The organism is Stenotrophomonas bentonitica, assembly GCF_013185915.1.
Lineage (GTDB): Bacteria > Pseudomonadota > Gammaproteobacteria > Xanthomonadales > Xanthomonadaceae > Stenotrophomonas > Stenotrophomonas bentonitica.
Map to the genome: position 1 here is coordinate 1,235,438 of NZ_JAAZUH010000001.1, position 15,107 is coordinate 1,250,544.

General features: G+C 69.0%; 20 protein-coding genes. 9 read left to right on the forward strand and 11 right to left on the reverse strand.

Annotated features, from left to right (window positions below; translation table 11 throughout):
• Positions 1 to 13: 13 nt before the first annotated feature.
• The 4 genes from HGB51_RS05520 to HGB51_RS05535 all read right to left on the reverse strand — a co-directional run bounded on the left by HGB51_RS05520 (position 14) and on the right by HGB51_RS05535 (position 2,944).
• Positions 14 to 1,399, reverse strand: coding sequence for a virulence factor family protein (locus HGB51_RS05520; RefSeq protein WP_070206877.1), 1,386 nt, complete (start codon positions 1,397 to 1,399; stop codon positions 14 to 16).
• 77 nt (positions 1,400 to 1,476) lie between these two features.
• Entirely contained in the window at positions 1,477 to 2,130 is a 654-nt protein-coding gene (locus HGB51_RS05525) for a DUF998 domain-containing protein (RefSeq protein ID WP_171966689.1), read from the reverse strand.
• A complete protein-coding gene (locus tag HGB51_RS05530; RefSeq protein WP_425505356.1) occupies positions 2,127 to 2,312 on the reverse strand; it encodes an oxidoreductase-like domain-containing protein in 186 nt (61 codons plus the stop codon). Before HGB51_RS05530 ends, HGB51_RS05525 begins: the two co-directional genes overlap by 4 nt.
• Before the next feature lie 29 nt (positions 2,313 to 2,341).
• A complete protein-coding gene (locus HGB51_RS05535) occupies positions 2,342 to 2,944 on the reverse strand; it encodes an HD domain-containing protein (RefSeq protein WP_070206879.1) in 603 nt (200 codons plus the stop codon).
• A 109-nt stretch (positions 2,945 to 3,053) separates the two neighbouring features.
• Here HGB51_RS05535 and HGB51_RS05540 point away from each other — a divergent pair, with 109 nt between their 5' ends.
• The gene (locus tag HGB51_RS05540) at positions 3,054 to 4,229 is read left to right on the forward strand and encodes a tetratricopeptide repeat protein (protein WP_246233408.1); all 1,176 of its coding nucleotides are present in this window, start codon (positions 3,054 to 3,056) and stop codon (positions 4,227 to 4,229) included.
• 3 nt (positions 4,230 to 4,232) lie between these two features.
• Here HGB51_RS05540 and HGB51_RS05545 read toward each other — a convergent pair whose 3' ends face one another.
• Positions 4,233 to 4,568: a zinc ribbon domain-containing protein YjdM gene (locus HGB51_RS05545; protein ID WP_070206881.1), complete on the reverse strand. Its 336-nt coding sequence runs from the start codon at positions 4,566 to 4,568 to the stop codon at positions 4,233 to 4,235.
• Positions 4,569 to 4,685: 117 nt separating this feature from the next.
• On the opposite strand from HGB51_RS05545, the gene HGB51_RS05550 reads away from it, so the two are divergent.
• The 3 genes from HGB51_RS05550 to HGB51_RS05560 all read left to right on the forward strand — a co-directional run bounded on the left by HGB51_RS05550 (position 4,686) and on the right by HGB51_RS05560 (position 6,763).
• Positions 4,686 to 6,047 carry an Hsp70 family protein gene (locus tag HGB51_RS05550; protein WP_070206882.1) on the forward strand — a complete coding sequence of 454 codons (1,362 nt, stop codon included), beginning with the start codon at positions 4,686 to 4,688 and terminating at the stop codon, positions 6,045 to 6,047.
• A gap of 225 nt (positions 6,048 to 6,272) precedes the next feature.
• On the forward strand, positions 6,273 to 6,563 hold the full coding sequence (locus tag HGB51_RS05555; protein ID WP_084738856.1) for a YkgJ family cysteine cluster protein: 291 nt from the start codon (positions 6,273 to 6,275) through the stop codon (positions 6,561 to 6,563).
• A gap of 20 nt (positions 6,564 to 6,583) precedes the next feature.
• Positions 6,584 to 6,763, forward strand: a complete 180-nt coding sequence (locus HGB51_RS05560) for a hypothetical protein (RefSeq protein ID WP_070206884.1) — start codon at positions 6,584 to 6,586, stop codon at positions 6,761 to 6,763.
• Between the two features lie 46 nt (positions 6,764 to 6,809).
• Here the strand turns inward: HGB51_RS05560 and HGB51_RS05565 are convergent, their stop codons facing one another.
• The 3 genes from HGB51_RS05565 to HGB51_RS05575 are packed head-to-tail and all read right to left on the reverse strand — an operon-like array spanning position 6,810 to position 8,790.
• Positions 6,810 to 7,691 (reverse strand): DUF4097 family beta strand repeat-containing protein, encoded by an 882-nt coding sequence (locus tag HGB51_RS05565; RefSeq protein WP_070206885.1) that lies wholly within the window; start codon positions 7,689 to 7,691, stop codon positions 6,810 to 6,812.
• A gap of 11 nt (positions 7,692 to 7,702) precedes the next feature.
• Positions 7,703 to 8,209 (reverse strand): hypothetical protein, encoded by a 507-nt coding sequence (locus tag HGB51_RS05570; RefSeq protein WP_070206886.1) that lies wholly within the window; start codon positions 8,207 to 8,209, stop codon positions 7,703 to 7,705.
• Entirely contained in the window at positions 8,206 to 8,790 is a 585-nt protein-coding gene (locus HGB51_RS05575; RefSeq protein WP_070206887.1) for an RNA polymerase sigma factor, read from the reverse strand. Before HGB51_RS05575 ends, HGB51_RS05570 begins: the two co-directional genes overlap by 4 nt.
• A gap of 113 nt (positions 8,791 to 8,903) precedes the next feature.
• Here HGB51_RS05575 and HGB51_RS05580 point away from each other — a divergent pair, with 113 nt between their 5' ends.
• Positions 8,904 to 9,071 carry a hypothetical protein gene (locus HGB51_RS05580; protein WP_171966752.1) on the forward strand — a complete coding sequence of 56 codons (168 nt, stop codon included), beginning with the start codon at positions 8,904 to 8,906 and terminating at the stop codon, positions 9,069 to 9,071.
• Positions 9,068 to 9,649 carry a mechanosensitive ion channel family protein gene (locus HGB51_RS05585; RefSeq protein WP_070206888.1) on the forward strand — a complete coding sequence of 194 codons (582 nt, stop codon included), beginning with the start codon at positions 9,068 to 9,070 and terminating at the stop codon, positions 9,647 to 9,649. Before HGB51_RS05580 ends, HGB51_RS05585 begins: the two co-directional genes overlap by 4 nt.
• A 36-nt stretch (positions 9,650 to 9,685) precedes the next feature.
• Here the strand turns inward: HGB51_RS05585 and HGB51_RS05590 are convergent, their stop codons facing one another.
• Entirely contained in the window at positions 9,686 to 9,952 is a 267-nt protein-coding gene (locus tag HGB51_RS05590; protein ID WP_070206889.1) for a DksA/TraR family C4-type zinc finger protein, read from the reverse strand.
• 110 nt (positions 9,953 to 10,062) lie between these two features.
• Positions 10,063 to 10,620 (reverse strand): DUF2058 domain-containing protein, encoded by a 558-nt coding sequence (locus HGB51_RS05595; protein ID WP_070206890.1) that lies wholly within the window; start codon positions 10,618 to 10,620, stop codon positions 10,063 to 10,065.
• Positions 10,621 to 10,671: 51 nt separating this feature from the next.
• Between HGB51_RS05595 and HGB51_RS05600 the strand changes: the two genes are divergently transcribed.
• The 3 genes from HGB51_RS05600 to HGB51_RS05610 all read left to right on the forward strand — a co-directional run bounded on the left by HGB51_RS05600 (position 10,672) and on the right by HGB51_RS05610 (position 13,580).
• Positions 10,672 to 11,169, forward strand: coding sequence for a YgjP-like metallopeptidase domain-containing protein (locus tag HGB51_RS05600; RefSeq protein ID WP_070206891.1), 498 nt, complete (start codon positions 10,672 to 10,674; stop codon positions 11,167 to 11,169).
• A 64-nt stretch (positions 11,170 to 11,233) separates the two neighbouring features.
• Positions 11,234 to 11,944 carry an rRNA pseudouridine synthase gene (locus HGB51_RS05605; RefSeq protein WP_070206892.1) on the forward strand — a complete coding sequence of 237 codons (711 nt, stop codon included), beginning with the start codon at positions 11,234 to 11,236 and terminating at the stop codon, positions 11,942 to 11,944.
• Positions 11,945 to 11,999: 55 nt separating this feature from the next.
• Positions 12,000 to 13,580, forward strand: a complete 1,581-nt coding sequence (locus HGB51_RS05610) for a phospholipase D family protein (RefSeq protein ID WP_084738854.1) — start codon at positions 12,000 to 12,002, stop codon at positions 13,578 to 13,580.
• A 406-nt stretch (positions 13,581 to 13,986) separates the two neighbouring features.
• On the opposite strand, the gene HGB51_RS05615 is transcribed toward HGB51_RS05610, so the two are convergent.
• Positions 13,987 to 15,075, reverse strand: coding sequence for an HDOD domain-containing protein (locus HGB51_RS05615; RefSeq protein ID WP_084738855.1), 1,089 nt, complete (start codon positions 15,073 to 15,075; stop codon positions 13,987 to 13,989).
• Between the last annotated feature and the right edge of the window lie 32 nt (positions 15,076 to 15,107).

Below are 15,107 nucleotides of genomic sequence, written 5' to 3' on the forward strand. Positions count from 1 at the left end.
GGGCCCTGCCCGGCTAACGCGCCGAACCTGCGCCCGTAGCGCCGGGCTCTGCCCGGCCAAGATGCTCAAGCAGCGTCTTCGCCAGGCGGTCATAGTCGCCCTTGAAATGATGGTCGCCGGGCAGCGCGATCACCGTGGCGTGCCCCTTGGGCAGCTCCGGGCAGAGAGCGTCCTCGTCGTTCTCGCCATACAGGCACAGCGTGCGTTCGGCCGGGAGCTTCGCGATTTCAGGCGCGATCGGCAGCCCACCGCCGCCACCGCCCAGCCAGTTGCTGACATGGAATTCGTAGTCGGCCTTGCGACCGACTGACATCAACCCGATCAATGCCACCGAGTCGCGCGTGGCCGGATCCAGCTGGTTGATCGCCGCCGGCAGCACATCCGCGCCCTGCGAGAAGCCGACCAGCAGCAGGCGCTTGCGCTGCCACTGCCGACCGTAGTGCTGCGCGATGCGCTCCAGGTCGCGGGCAAAGCCTTCGGGCGTGCGCGCGGTCCAGAAGTAGCGCAGCGAGTCCACGCCTACCACCGAGACGCCGCCCTCGCCAAGCGCGGCCGCTACGTCCTTGTCCAGGCCGGCCCAGCCGCCGTCGCCGGACACGAAGATGGCCAGCGTGTCGCCCGGCGTGCGCGACGGCACTTCCACCACCGGCAGCCCCTTCAGGTCATCCGGCGGCGGCGCCAGGCTGATGCCCTTCTGCGCACCGATCACCTGCACGGCGGCCTGCAGGCCCGGCAGGTCGGAGCCACTAGCGGTGCGCTGGAACTGACGCCCCATGTCCACGCGGCGTACGAAGGCGGCAGCGTCGCCGGCGGCGCAGTGGTGATCGCCAGCCGCGTTCAACCAGGGAAAACTCAGTTCGGCCGGCTGCAGGCGACCGTGGCTGACCCCGGCGCCACAGACCGCACGTTCGCGCGCCTGGTCCGGGCAGAAGCCCGTGGTGACCAGGCCGGCGAATATCTGCGTGTCGGCCTGCGCGGCCACTGCATAGGCCAGCTCGGCGCCGCTGCCGTCGCCGCCGATCAGCGGCAGGTGGTAGCCGGGCACATGCAGGTAGGCCTGCACCCAGCGCGAGAAGTTTTCCACGTCGCCCGCACCAAACGAGCAGCTGCCGCCACCTTCCGCCGCCAGTGCCTTGCGCAGTCGGGCCACGTCCACCTGCGCGACCAGCGCACCCTGCGCGCGCAGGGCGTCCAGGCGCTGCTGCGAACGCGCGGCGTCATGGCCGCCATCGAACCAGATCACCACGCGCTGCGGGTGGCCGTCCGGGGCATAAACCGGGATGTCCTGGAAGCGTCCGTGACTGACCTGCTGCGGTGCCGCCGAGGCCGGCAGCGCGCCCAACAACGACGCCATGCCCATCACCACGCCCACCGCCCTGCCCACACTGGCTCGCCGCATCGTCACGCATCCTGGAAAAGTGGCCCCACGATACGCCTGTCCCCTGCGTACGGCATGTACACAGACTGGCTGCTGTATCAGCCCCTGGAAGCCGCAGCCACTGCGGCGCGGCGCGCCTGGCGCCACGACTGCAGCGCCGCCACGACCAGCCACAGCACCACAGCGGCGATCACCAGCTTCTGCCCGGCACCGCGCGGCGGTCCGCGCCACAGCACGTGCAGCCACAGCAGCGCGAAGCACAGCCACGCCCACCACCAGGCGGGACCGGCCCAGCGATGCCACTGCGGGTCGGCGCGCAGGTACCAGCTCTGCAGCAGCATGGCCACGCTCACGCACAGGAAGGCGGTGTTGGCGGCAACGCCATGCACCAGCGGCGCCAGCAGCGGTGCCTGCTCCGGCAGCCAGCTGTCGCCGATCGCCACGCCCATCAGGCCCAGTCCGGCAACGCAGAACAGCAGCGGTGCGGCCGCACTGCGGCGGGGCGAGCGGCTGGCCGTGTACAGCGACCAGGCCAGCAGCATGATTGCCACCGCCAGCACGCAGTAGGCGGTGCGCAGCGCCAGGCCCCACGGCCCGTGCAGGTACAGGCTCAGGGTGGCCTGCACCCAGTCCAGGTCCTGTCGCGCCCATTGCGTCCACAGGGCGATGAGCACGAACCCGGCCAGCGCCAGCAGCGCGAGCTGCGCAACATGGGCATGCAGGGGCAGGCGAACGCGCGGCGCGTCACTCACGGCTCGGCCTCGGGGTGGCGCTGCCGCCAGGCGGCCAATTCGCTGCGGTAACGCTGCAGTTCGTCGCTGTAGAGGTCGAGCACGCACAGCGGACAGCCGCTGCCGCAGCATTCATTGGGGCCGGGCTCTTCCGGTGCGATCGGGCGCGGATCCGGGTCGGCGGCGGAGGTAGGCAGGGGCACGGGCATGCGCCCAGTGTAAGCGACCCGCTTCAGCGCCCGAGCCGGCGGCGCAGGTTGGCGCGCGCGGCGGCGTCCAGCCGCTGGTGGAAGAACTCGCTCAGGAAGATCCGCGGGCTGCGCAGCAGGTGGCTGAGGAAGCGCCGCCGGTTGAGCCGGAACAGGAAGCCCGGGACATGCCCGGCATACTCTTCGGCAATGCCCCGGTCGTACGCGTCGAACACCTCGGCCGGGGCGCCCAGGATCGCCATGTCGCAATCCAGGAACAGCGCCGCTTCCGGGTCAACGTCGCCGGCGCCTAGCATGCCGTGTCGGGCGGTCAGCAGGATCAGCTGCTCCACGCGTGGCCCGTCCACGCCCGCGCCGGGCAGCCAGCGCTCGATCTGCGCCAGTGCCAGTGCCGCCGAACGCGCTTCATTGTCCTTGCGCCCGGCGTCATAGATGGCGTCGTGATAGAGCGCGGCCAGCTGCACTTCGCGGGGGTGCTGCCAACCGGGCCCGTCGGCGACGGCCTGGCAGTGCTCCAGCACGGCGCGCACATGCGCGTAGCCGTGATACGCCCGGGGCGGCGCCGCGTAGGCGGCTTCCAGGTCGGCCTGCATGGCCGCCGGCAGGGAGAGCGGTGCGAAGGTCATGGCCGCATCATTGGCCGGGGCCGGGGCCGATGGCAAGCACGACCATGGGCGCGGCAGCCCGACAAGCGGCGCGCGGATCGGCGCGACCGGGCCTAGACTGAACTCACGAATGCTCCGTCATCCCTGCGAGGTGACCGCGATGAACGGCTGGAAATCCCTTGCCCTGCTGGCCCTGCTGGCGTCTGCTGCGTGTCCTGCCCTGGCGGTGGCGCCGCCAGCCACCGCCCCCGCCGCGGCGCTGGACGTGGCCGTGCGGCCGGTGCCCTCCCCCGAGCAGATCCTGGCCATCCCGCCCGAGCTGCGCGCGTTGCTGCAGCAGCGGGTCATTGCGGCCGCCAATTCGCGCGAGCAGCGGCTTGAGCGGCTGGTGCACCTGATCTTCGACGAAGACGGCATGCACCTGGAGTACGACCCCTACGCCACCCACACCCTGGCCGAAACCTGGCAGACCCATCGCGCCAACTGCCTGTCGTTCACCCTGATGTTCGTGACCCTTGCACGCGCCGCCGGGATCGATGCACGCGTGCAGGAAGTGGCGCAGGTGGTCACCTGGCACCAGGACGAAGGCGTGATCTACAACGTCGGCCACGTCAATGTCGGGCTGAACCTCAACGGACGCACCGCCGTGGTCGACCTGGACCGCAACGTGCTGTACGACCGCTACGGGCCGCGCCCGATCACCCAGCAGCGCGCACTGGCGCATTTCTACAACAACCGCGGCGCGGCGCAGATGGCCGACGGCAACACCGCGCAGGCGCGCGCCTACCTGGATGCCGCCCTGGCCATGTCACCGGAGTTTCCGGCCGGCTGGAACAACATGGGGGTGCTCGACACCCGCTTGGGTCGGCTGGACCAGGCGCGCCAGGATTACGAGAAGGCCCTGCAGATCCAGCCGCGGCATGTGGCGGCACTCACCAATGCCAGCGCGCTGTACCGGCGGCTGGGCGACGCGCGTCGCGCCGATCGCCTGGCCGCCCGCCTCCAGCAGGTACAGAAGGCTGACCCGTTCGCGCAGTTCCGGCTGGGCAACGAGGCCGAACAACGCCACGACTATGCGCAGGCCATCGACTACTACCAGCGTGCGATTCGTCTCTACAGCAGCGCGCACCAGTTCCACTTCGGGCTGGCGCGCGCCTACTTCCTGGCCGGCGACACCCGGCACGCATCGCTGGAAATGACCCGCGCCCGCGACCTGTCGGGCGAGAATGCCGACTCGCTGCGGGCGAGCTACCAGGCGAAGCTGGACAGCCTGCAGCGGTGGCGCCAGCGCACGACCACCAACTGAAGGTCAGGCCTTCTTGAGGAAGCAGGTCTTCAGCACCAGCCCCTTGATCTTGTCCGAGTTGCCTTCGATGTGCTCGGCGTCGTCCTCGACCAGGCGGATGTTGCGGATCACGGTGCCCTGCTTCAGCGGGATCGACGAGCCCTTGACCTTGAGGTCCTTGATCACCGTGACCGTGTCGCCGGCTTCCAGCACGTTGCCATTGCTGTCGCGTACCACCACCGCCTGGGTGCCCGCGTCGCCGGCCGCCCACTCGAAGCCGCAGTCGGCGCAGATCCACAGCGCGCCGTCGGCGTAGGTGTTTTCCAGGGTGCATTGCGGGCAGGCGGGTACGGCGGACATGATGAAGCCTTCAGGAACGGAACAGCCGCCATTGTAACCGCCCGGCCCGGACGGGCCTTGCACCGGCGGTCCGCTTGCCGCACAGTGCGCGCCCCCTGACCCTTCGGCCTGGCCCGCATGAAAATCGGCATCGACTTTGGTACCAGCAATTCCGCCGCCGCCGCCGTGGTCGAAGGCCGGGTCGTGCCGATCCGCTTCGGCGAGGCAGAACAGTTCCGCACCACGGTGTACTTCCCCGAGGTGATGCGCGACCCCAACGACTTCGAACTGACCCCGGCGCTGGAGCATGAGCTGGCGCGGTTGATCGATGCGGCCGCGCGCGATGCACGCGCGGCCGGGCAGGAACGCGCGCCGGACGCGCTGCGCCGCGAAGCGCTGCGCGTGGTGCGCCGGCAGTGGATGGAAGAGCAGATGCGGGCGCCGCTGACCTCGACCAAGCTGCTGCAGAACGCGGTGTACGGCGACGAGGCGCTGGAAGCCTACTTCGAGGAGAACGAAGGCAACCTGGTGCAGAGCCCGAAGTCGATGCTGGGCTACAACCTGCACCCGCGCGCGCGCCAGACCATCACCGGCATCGCCACCCACATCCTCGAACACATCCGGCTGACCGCGTCGCGGCAGCTGGACGCGCCGGTGCGCACCGCCACGCTCGGGCGCCCGGTGCAGTTCCGCAGTTCGATCGGCGCGGCGGGCAACGACCAGGCGCTGGAGATCCTGCATACCGCCGCTATCGCCGCCGGTTTCGACAGCGTGGATTTCCTGGAAGAGCCGGCCGCAGCGGCCATGCACTACCACGCCGAGAGCGCGCAGGAACACGATACGGTAGTGGTGGACATCGGCGGCGGTACCACCGACGTGGCGCATGCCCGCGTGGGCGGCACGCAGGCGCCGAAGATCCACCGCGCATGGGGTATCGCGCGCGGCGGTACCGATATCGACCTGGCGCTGAGCCTGGGCGCGTACATGCCGCTGTTCGGCCGTGGCAGCAGCCGCGTGCCGGCGCACCACTATGTGGAAGCGGCGATGGTGCAGGACATGACCCGCCAGCGCGATTTCCGCCAGCACGCCTACCGCGACGTGGACGCGCCGTGGGGCAAGCGCCTGCAGGCACTGCAGGACACCGGCAACACCGCGCGCCTGTACCGCGAAGTGGAGCGCTGCAAGATCGCGCTCAGCAGCGACGCGCAGCATGCCAGCGCGCTGGACTTCATCGAACGCGACCTCGGCGTGGCGGTGGAGCGCGCGCGCCTGGAGGGGGCCGCCGGCCAGTATTTGGGCGAGCTCACCGGCCTGCTGGAACAGGTCCGGGCGGACATCGGCCATGACCCGGCCGCGGTCTTCCTCACCGGCGGCATGTCGCGCGCCGGCTACCTGCAGCAGGCGGTGGCCGCAGCTTTCCCGGGGTCGACCCTGGTTCGCGGCAATCCCTCGTTCGGCGTGGTCCACGGGCTGGCCTGGGCGGCTGCAGCCAACGCCTGAAACCCTTGCGCGGCAAGGGTTTCCAGCCGTGGAACCCGCGCATTAACAAAACGTTACGCCGAAAGCGCTATCATCTTTCGGCTTCGCTGCGCAATGCGCATGTCGTCTCCAGCCTCGTAGAGGCCATCATCCCCGCCGATGTTGGTGCCATGGACCTGTCCGTGGCGTCGGGATCGTCTTTCGCCAGGAGAAACTGGATTGGGCGCATCCGCCGAGCCGGACACCATCGACTGCCGCCGCTGCGACGCGGTGTGCTGTCGGCTGTCGGTAACGGTGATGCCCGACGACGCGGTGCCGGCCTACCTGCTGGACACCGATGAAGCTGGCCGTACCGTGATGGCACGCAACGACGAAGGTTGGTGCGCTGCGATCGACCCCTATCACCTGCGCTGCACGATCTATTCGCAGCGCCCCGCGATCTGCCGCCAGTTTTCGATGGGCGGCGATGACTGCCGCACCGTGCGGCAGGACTACCGTCGGCAGCAGCATGATGCGTCGACGTTTTTTCCCACGTAGTACCCATGACAGGAGCATCCATGGCCCGTTCGCCAAAGACCTCCCCCAAGGCAGGCAACACCGTTCGCGTTGACCGCAAGCAGGGTTCCAACACCGCACTGAGCAGCGCCAGCATCGCTGCCGACCTGGCCGCGTTCCGCAAGGGCGGTGGCAAGATCGAAGTACTGGGCAATACCCTGGCGCTGAAAAAGGCCGGCTGACGCCGCAGCCGTCCGCACCGGCCCCGGGCCGGTGCGGGGGCCGCACTCAGCGGCCGCCGAGCGTGACCTTCACGCTGCCCGAATGGGCATTGATCGAGATATCCCCGTCGCCGCCTCCCAGGCGCGCGTCCAGGCTGCGGCCCGGACCATACCGCGGCCTTTCCACCTGGCCCACGGGTGAGCTGATGTCACCGCTGAAGGTCTTCACCGCCAGCCGCGCCGACACCTGCGCCGGCAGGCTCAGGCTGATCGAACCACTCACCGTTTCCAGGGTCACCTTGCCGCCCGGCGCGAGCCCGGCTGCGCCAACCTTCAGGCTGCCCGACACCGCTTCGGCCGCCAGCCGCTGCACCTTCGCCGCATCCAGCGTGATGTTGCCCGACACGGTGCCTACCGACACATCGCCTGCGCCGCCACCCGCCTGGATGGAGCCGCTCACCGCGCGAAGTTCAAGCCGCGGGGTCTGCACCTGCGAACGGATGCTGCCGCTCACCGAGGCCAGGTTGGTTTCGCCGCTGCGCCCGCTGGCGGCGACATCGCCGCTGACCGCGTTTGCCTGCAGCCGACGCAGGTCCACCTCGGCCACGTCGATGTCCGCACTGACCGTGCCCAGCTGCACTTCCACCGAACGCGGCACGCGCAGTTCCAGGGTGGCGCCGCCGCTGTTGCCGTTGCGCGGATAGATCACCTCCCACCGCACCCGGTTGGCGCTCTTGTCCTGCTGCAGGCGCAGGCCGTCGGCCAGGCTGCCGCTGAGGGCCACTTCATTGCGGTCCCAGCCACGCACGGTGACCTTGCCGGCGATGTTGCTGAGTTCGACCCGCCCACCGGCGGCCAGCGGGTGGCGTTCGTCGACGCGGGTGGCGGCCTGCGCGGCCAGCGGCAGCAGCAGCGCGAGGGCAACAAGGTAACGCTTGGACAGGGGCATGGGTCTCTCCTTCAGGATGGCAGGCCAGCGGCGTTGACGGCCTGCTGGGTCAGTTCAAGGCGCAGCGCGTAGGTACGCTGCAGCTGGGTCAGCAGGAACCCGGAGCGCGGGTTCTCGGCAAGGGCGGCGCGGATGGTGCCCGCGCTGGAATCGAGTTCGTGCAGGGCCGGCTGCCAGTCCGCGCCGATCCGATCCGCCGGCAGGGCGGTGATGGCCTGCTGGTACTCGGCGGCCATGACATCGGCCTGGCGCTGCAGCGGCGTGGGGCGCGGGGTCGGCGGAGTGGCGGTCGGTACCACCATCAACACCGCAAGCGCGGCCGCCAGGCCAAGGCCGATGCGCAGCGGCCAGCGCCGTGCCGGACGCGTGGGCGCTGGCATGGGCACCACGGCCGCGCGGGGCGGCAACCGGGCGGCGATCTCCTGCCAGGCGTGGGCCGGCGGGAGCCGCTCGGCCGGCAGCGCGCGCAGGCGCGCCTGCAGGTCGTCATGGAAGGCGTTGTCGTCGTGATCGTTCATGCGGGTTCTCCCAGACGCGCGCGCAGCAGGCCGCGCGCACGGTGCAGCTGTGCCTTGGAACTGCCGACGGCCATCTGCAGCTGTTCGGCGATTTCATGGTGTTTCCAGCCCTCGATGTCGTGCAGCACCAGCACCGCCCGGGCGCGCGGCGGCAGCGTTTCCAGCGCGCGCTCCAGGTCCAGCGTGGTGCCCGCGCAGCGGTCAAGCGAGGGCACCGCGGCCAGCCTGTCGCCGTCGTCTTCGCCGCTGTCGGCCGCATCGCGGGCCGCGTTGGCACGCAGCTCCATCAGCGCGGCATTGACCCCCAACCGGTGCAGCCAGGTGCCCAGGCTGCTGTCGAAGCGGAAGCCCGGCAGTGCCCGCCAGGCCTGCAGGAAGGCTTCCTGCAGCGCGTCCTCGGCGCGGGCGGCATGGCCACCGCAGAGCCGCCACAGCACCGCATACAGGCGCGGCGCATGCCGGTGGTAAATGCGCTCGTAGGCGGCCGTGTCACCGGCCATGGCGGCCCGCACCAGGGCAGGCTCGTCGGTGGGGTCGGCGTCGTTGGCGGCGCGGAGGGCGGGCATGGTCGTATCGAGCATATCCCTTGGATGCGGGCGCCATCGAAAAGGTTTAAGCCCAGCCGGTTAAACCTTTTCGCCGGCGACTGCATCCAATCTCCTGTCCCCGCGAAGGATCGCCTCAGGAGGTCCGCATGTCGCCCACGTGTCTTGCCGTGCTGTTGTCGCTGGCCACCGCCTGTACCCTGCCCGGCAGCCCGGTGACGCTGCGCGTGTCGCCACCGCCGCGTGCCGACCTGTGCGTGCAGTACGAGCAGCGGACGCCGTTGTGCGTGTCGGGGTTGGTAAACTGGCGGGCATGAAAGAACACCTGCCTGCCTGGACCCATGAGTGGCTGCAATTCGGCGCACCCGCGCTGCAGATCCTGCTGACCCTGCTGGTCGCGTGGCTCGTGCGCCTGATCGCGCGGCGGCTGCTGCGCCGCCTTGGCGAGCACTACACGCTGCCGCCGGAAATGGTGATGGGCGCGCGCCGCGTGTTCACCTTCGTGGTGTATTTCGCGGTACTGATGGTGGTGCTGCAGATCATCGGCGTGCAGGCCAGCGTGCTGTGGACGGCGTTCACCGGCTTTGCCGCGGTAGGTGCAGTGGCGTTCTTCGCGGCGTGGAGCGTGCTCTCCAACATCTTCTGCACGCTGCTGATCTTCACCACCCGTCCGTTCCGCCTGCATGATTACATCGAAGTGCTGGAGAACGGCGAGAAGCCAGGCCTCAAGGGCCGGGTGATCGACGTCAACCTGATCTACACCACCCTGCAGGAAAATGCCGGCGGCCATGAAGGCACCGTGCTGCAGATTCCCAACAACATGTTCTTCCAGCGCACCGTGCGCCGCTGGCGCGATCCGTCGCAGGCCCCGGGTGGCATCCAGGGCGATGGTTAGTCGCCCGGCCAGCGGCCGGACCTGACGCAAGGACAGTCAGCGGAGTTGACTGTCCTTGCTGCCCCGCCGGTTGAAACCGCCCGCCTCGTGCTGCGCGGCATCTTCCGCTTCCTGGCAACGCACGCACAGTCGCACGCCGGGCACGGCACGTCGTCGCGCTTCCGGGATGGGTGCCTCGCATTCCTCGCAATGGGTCAGCCCGGGGCCGTGGCGCAGCTGCGCGCGGGCGCGCTGGATGGCGTCGTCGACGGTCGCGTCGATCTGGTCCTGGACGGCGCCGTCACCTGCCCAACCTGTGGCCATGAAGTGTCTCCGATGCTGTTCCGGAACGCCAGCATAGGCCCCGACGCACGCCGGCAGGTCACGGTCGGCTGAACGCCCAGCGCGGCCCTGAACGGGTCAGGCAGCAACGATTACCAGATAAGGTCGTCCGGGACCTGGAACTGCGCGTAGTACGCGTCGTCCTCCGCATTGCCCGTGCTGGGCTCAGCAGCACCGCGGTCCTTGCCGTTGTCCAGCACGATGGCCGACGGGTCGCGTTCGCGGATCTTGTCGACTGCCGCGCGCGGCACCAGCTCGAACCCCTCGCCAAGGCGCGCGATGACCAGGCTGCCTGCAGCCAACTGCCGGCGCAGCACCTCGTTGACCAGCATCGTGCGGATCAGCGTGCCGTCGTTGAAGCGGTACTCGCTCTCGCCTTCACGCTTCACGCGGTTGCTTTCGATGATCTGCCGGACCTGCGCCTGCAGTTCCTGCTGGCGGCTCTTCTCCTTGCGCTCGGCTTCGATCGCGCGATCGCGCTCGGCCTTCTCGGTACGCAGACGGTCGGCCTCGCGCTGGCTGTCGGTCGGGGCGACCGGGGCCTTGCCGTGGCGGGCCTTCACCTGTTCACGCGCGGCCTGGGAGACCTGGGACTTCTTGACCAGCCCGGCCTTGAGCAGCTGTTCCTGCAGGGGATTTGCCTTCGCCATTGCCTGTACGTCTGTTGTTGCGGGATTCCAGGGGCCATCATACTGCCCTGCATGACCGCCCTGAAATACCTCGCCGGCTACCCCGACGCCCTGCAGCAGCAGGTGCGCGAGCTGATCGCGGCCGACCGTCTTGGCCCGTGGCTGGAGCGCCGTTACGCCGAGCTGCATACGGTGCGCAACGACCGCCAGCTCTACGACTACACCCAGGCCCTCAAGGAGCGCTACCTGCGCCAGTCGGTGCCGCTGTCCAAGGTGATCTATGACAGCCGCCTGCAGGTACTTAAGCATGCGCTGGGCACCCACACCACCATTTCACGGGTGCAGGGCAGCCGACTCAAGGCCAGCCGCGAGATCCGCATCGCCAGCGTGTTCCGCGAGGCCCCGGCCCCGTTCCTGAAGATGATCGTGGTGCATGAACTGGCGCATCTGAAGGAAGCGGACCACAACAAGGCGTTCTACCAGCTCTGCACGCACATGGAAGCCGACTACCACCAGTTGGAATTCGACCTGCGCCTGTACCTGACCCACCTGGAGCGGCCGGCCGCCTGAACGCGGCGACCGGCCCGAGCCAGTACACTGCCCGCCCCCACCCCGCTTCCTGCTGCCTGCCCCCATGACCGACCCGATCCGACTAGACAAACGCCTGACCAGCCTGATCGGCTGCTCCCGGGGCGACGCCCAGCGCTACATCGAGGGCGGCTGGGTCACGGTCAATGGCATCGTGGTCGAACAGCCGCAGGCGATGGTCACCGACGAAGTCGTGGTGCTGCGCGAGAACGCCGAGGCAACCCGCGCCGAGACCGTGAGCATGCTGCTGCACAAGCCGGCCGGCATGGCGGCCGCCGAGCTGTGCGCGATGGTGACCCCGGACAGCCGCAGCGAACTTGATGCCACCGGCGTGGCCCTGCTGCAGCGCCATTTCCACGGCCTGCAGCTGGCGATGCCGCTGCCGGCCGAAGACAGCGGCCTGGTCGTGGTCAGCCAGGACGGGCGCGTGGTGTCGTACCTCAAGGACCGGGGCGCGACGCTGGAACAGGAGTACCTGGTGGAAGTGACCGGGGAACTGGCGCCCTACGGCATGCGCAAGCTGGCGCATGGCCTGAGCTTCCGCAACTGGCCGCTGCCGCCGTGCAAGGTCAGCTGGCAGAACGAAACCCGCCTGCGCTTTGCGATCAAGCCGGTGCACCCGGGCCAGCTGCGTGACATGTGCCACCAGGTCGGGCTGGAAGCGGTCAGCGTGCGCCGCCTGCGCGTGGGCCGGGTCGCCTTGGGCAAGCTGGCGCCGGGTCAGTGGCGTTACCTGGCGCCCGACGAACGCTTCTGATCCCGCCGGGTGCCGTGCACTCGCAGTGCACGCGCGACCCGCTTAGGATCGGCGCATGACCGAAAAAATGCCGTTGTGGCGCCGGTTGCTGCGCGGCGTGTGCGTGGTCCTGGCGATCCTGATCCTGCTGGTACTCAGCGGCCTGCTGCTGGGCGACCACCTCACGCCCAAGGCGATGGGCCCGCACAGCACGGTGTTGCCGCTGCAGCCTGCACAGGGCCCGATCGACCGCGAAGTGGTGCGGTTGCAGGCGCAGCACCCCGGCCAGTCCGGCGTGGCGTTCCTGTCCGAGGGCCTGGATGCCTACGCCGCCCGCGCGGTGGTCACCCGGCATGCCGCACGCAGCCTCGACCTGCAGTACTACATCTGGAAGGACGACCTGATCGGCCACCTGATGGTGCAGGAGCTGTACCAGGCCGCTGAACGCGGCGTACGCGTGCGCCTGCTGCTGGACGACATGAACGGGCAGGACAAGGACGCGTTGATGATGGCGCTCGATGAGCACCCGAACATCGAGATCCGCCTGTACAACCCGTTCCGCAACCGCGACGGGCTGTGGCGGCTGGTGGAGATGGTGCAGCGCTTCTTCAGCGTCAACCACCGCATGCACAACAAGCAGTGGATCGCCGATGGACGCGTGGCGATCGTGGGTGGACGCAATATCGGCGAGGAGTACTTCAGCGCGCGCAGCGACGTGAACTTCCGCGACCTGGACCTGCTGGTGGCGGGCCAGGCGGTGCAGCAGGCGAGTACGATTTTCGACGAGTACTGGAACAGCGAAGCGGCGGTGCCGGTGTCGGCCCTTGCCTTCCATACCCCGGCCCAGCTGCGCCTGTTGATGCTGGAATCGGCGCATGAAGCCAAGCTCGAGGCGGCGCAGCCCTACCTGCAGCGGGTGGAGCGTTCGGAATCCGCGCGTAAATTCGGGCTCAATGAGGTGACGCTGCACTGGTCGCCGAACGTGGAGATCATTTCCGACCCGGCCATGAAGCACCGCCGCGACGATCAGGCCAACTGGCTGGTCACCCGCCTGGTGCGCGATCTGGGCGCAACGCAGAACAAGGCGCTGCTGATCTCGCCCTACTTCGTGCCCGGCGACGAAGGCGAGCGCGGGCTGGCGGCGCTGGTGGAGCGCGGTGCGTACGTTGGCGTGGTCACCAATTCGCTGGCGGCCAACGACGTGGCGGCGGTGCACAGCGGCTACATGCACTATCGCCTGCCGTTGCTGCAGGACGGCGTGCATCTGTACGAACTGAAATCGCGCGGTCCGGGCGGCGGTGGCAGCGGCCCGTTCGGCAGCAGCGGCGCCAGCCTGCATACTAAGGCGTTCCTGATCGATGACAAGCGCGGTTTTGTCGGCTCGTTCAACCTGGACCCGCGTTCGGCGTATCTCAACACCGAGATGGGCGTGATGTTCGAGGACCGCGCGTTGGCGGCGGAGCTGCGGCAGGAGTATCTGCGCCTGGCCAGTCCGAAGATGAGTTATTGGGTGACGCGCACGGGCGACAATGAGGTGCGGTGGTTGGAGTGGGCGGAAACGCCGCCGACGTTGTTGGACCGGGAACCGGATACGTCGTTCAAACAGCGCGCGGTGGCGCGGGTGATCAGCTGGTTGCCGTTGGAATCCCAGTTGTGATGGGTTCCGGATCCACGCAGGGCGTGGATCTACCGATTTTGATTACGTGATCGTCCTGCGCACGTAGAAATTCGTAGGTCCACGCCCTGCGTGGACACCGCGCGCAGCGCGGCGCAAGCGTCCGAAGGCGTACGCTCATTGATCGACGCGATGGTTCCAACGTTTAAAAAAAACCGAAGCCACCGGTCAGGCCTTCATGACCCCGGATCGAAGACATGCGTCGGTTGTTGAGACATCCCGATGCCTGATGGACGTCTTCGTTTGAGGTTAAACGTCGGCCGAAGTAACGGGAACGTCATTCGACCGTCTCCGGACAATCGAGCCGCGCTGCGCGCGGTGGCCACTCAGGGCGTGGCCGCTACGAATTGTTACGTGCACAGGACGATCACGTAATCAAAAGCGGATCTCAGGCGTCGGCCGCCTCATCCACATCGAGGGTTTCCACCCCGCGACCATGCAACCGCCGCCATATCCATTGCAACGCGTGCGCGGGCGTTACCTCCATCTGCTCCAGCAGCGCGGTGGCCTGGGCCTGACTGATCCGGCCGTGCCGGCACAACAGGCTGGCCGAAGCGGCCGCGCGCGCGAAGCGCAGGCTGGCTGCAAGGCCACCGCCGGCTCCTTCAGCATCACGCAGCAGCGCTTCATGCACCGACGGCGGCAACTCCCAGGCAGCCGCGATGCGGCTGGCCACCGGCAGGCTCCAGGTGTCCAGCAGCGCGCTGGCCAGCCCCTGCGACGGCACGGCGCCCTGCTGGAACGCCGCGTCCAGCAGCTGCCGCATCACCAGCGCAGCGCCGAGGCCCTGGGTCAGCCCCATCCATTGCGCGGCAAAGGCATCTTCGTGGGTCACTAGCCGCGCATGGTCGGCGGCCGCGCGTGAGGCCAGCAGCGCATGCTCCCAGACCACCGTGCCGAACTGCGGGAAGGCGTCGCTGTGCAGCTGCATGACCGGCTGCACCAGCACCGCACTGATGATCTGGCGGATGCCGTCGGTGCCCACCAGGGTCACCGCACGCTGCAGGCTGTCCACCGGCTTGGCCTGCAGGCGATAGACCGGACTGTTGGCGATGCGAAGCAGGTTGCCGGTCAGCACCGCGTCCTGGCCGATGATCGAGGCCATGCTGCGGGCCGAGGCGTCGCTGTCGTTCACGGTCTGGATCAGCTGCGGCAGCAGCTGCGGACGGCGTGGCAGGTGCCGGGCCGACCAGTCCTGCGCCTCCAGCGCCGCCGCCACGGCGGTCTGCAGTGCGGCGTCCTGGGCCCCCGCGGCGCGATCCACCCCGCCGCTGCCCGGCCCCAGCGCGAGCGCGTGCAGCCCGGACTGCAGCACCCCTGCCGGGTCGCCGGCCGGGAGCACCGCGGCCACCGGGAGGCGTGGATCGGCAGCGGCGGCGCGTCGTGCCACGGGCTGCGCCGCCGGCCGTCGATACAGACCCCAGCCTACGCCCGCCGCCACCAGCAGGCCCGCCGCCCCGGCCAGAAGCGCGGTCATCGGCCCGGGCCCGTCAGGGCGCAGCACTTGTT

Bases quoted from the DNA above. Each gene is read 5' to 3' on its own strand.
- HGB51_RS05590 (WP_070206889.1), bottom strand. From the start codon at position 9,952: ATGGCCACAGGTTGGGCAGGTGACGGCGCCGTCCAGGACCAGATCGAC.
- HGB51_RS05595 (WP_070206890.1), bottom strand. From the start codon at position 10,620: ATGGCGAAGGCAAATCCCCTGCAGGAACAGCTGCTCAAGGCCGGGCTG.
- HGB51_RS05565 (WP_070206885.1), bottom strand. From the start codon at position 7,691: ATGCCCCTGTCCAAGCGTTACCTTGTTGCCCTCGCGCTGCTGCTGCCG.
- HGB51_RS05570 (WP_070206886.1), bottom strand. From the start codon at position 8,209: ATGAACGATCACGACGACAACGCCTTCCATGACGACCTGCAGGCGCGC.
- HGB51_RS05575 (WP_070206887.1), bottom strand. From the start codon at position 8,790: ATGCTCGATACGACCATGCCCGCCCTCCGCGCCGCCAACGACGCCGAC.
- HGB51_RS05600 (WP_070206891.1), top strand. From the start codon at position 10,672: ATGACCGCCCTGAAATACCTCGCCGGCTACCCCGACGCCCTGCAGCAG.
- HGB51_RS05535 (WP_070206879.1), bottom strand. From the start codon at position 2,944: ATGACCTTCGCACCGCTCTCCCTGCCGGCGGCCATGCAGGCCGACCTG.
- HGB51_RS05550 (WP_070206882.1), top strand. From the start codon at position 4,686: ATGAAAATCGGCATCGACTTTGGTACCAGCAATTCCGCCGCCGCCGCC.
- HGB51_RS05545 (WP_070206881.1), bottom strand. From the start codon at position 4,568: ATGTCCGCCGTACCCGCCTGCCCGCAATGCACCCTGGAAAACACCTAC.
- HGB51_RS05580 (WP_171966752.1), top strand. From the start codon at position 8,904: ATGTCGCCCACGTGTCTTGCCGTGCTGTTGTCGCTGGCCACCGCCTGT.
- HGB51_RS05585 (WP_070206888.1), top strand. From the start codon at position 9,068: ATGAAAGAACACCTGCCTGCCTGGACCCATGAGTGGCTGCAATTCGGC.
- HGB51_RS05560 (WP_070206884.1), top strand. From the start codon at position 6,584: ATGGCCCGTTCGCCAAAGACCTCCCCCAAGGCAGGCAACACCGTTCGC.
- HGB51_RS05605 (WP_070206892.1), top strand. From the start codon at position 11,234: ATGACCGACCCGATCCGACTAGACAAACGCCTGACCAGCCTGATCGGC.
- HGB51_RS05540 (WP_246233408.1), top strand. From the start codon at position 3,054: ATGCTCCGTCATCCCTGCGAGGTGACCGCGATGAACGGCTGGAAATCC.
- HGB51_RS05615 (WP_084738855.1), bottom strand. From the start codon at position 15,075: ATGACCGCGCTTCTGGCCGGGGCGGCGGGCCTGCTGGTGGCGGCGGGC.
- HGB51_RS05610 (WP_084738854.1), top strand. From the start codon at position 12,000: ATGACCGAAAAAATGCCGTTGTGGCGCCGGTTGCTGCGCGGCGTGTGC.
- HGB51_RS05520 (WP_070206877.1), bottom strand. From the start codon at position 1,399: ATGCGGCGAGCCAGTGTGGGCAGGGCGGTGGGCGTGGTGATGGGCATG.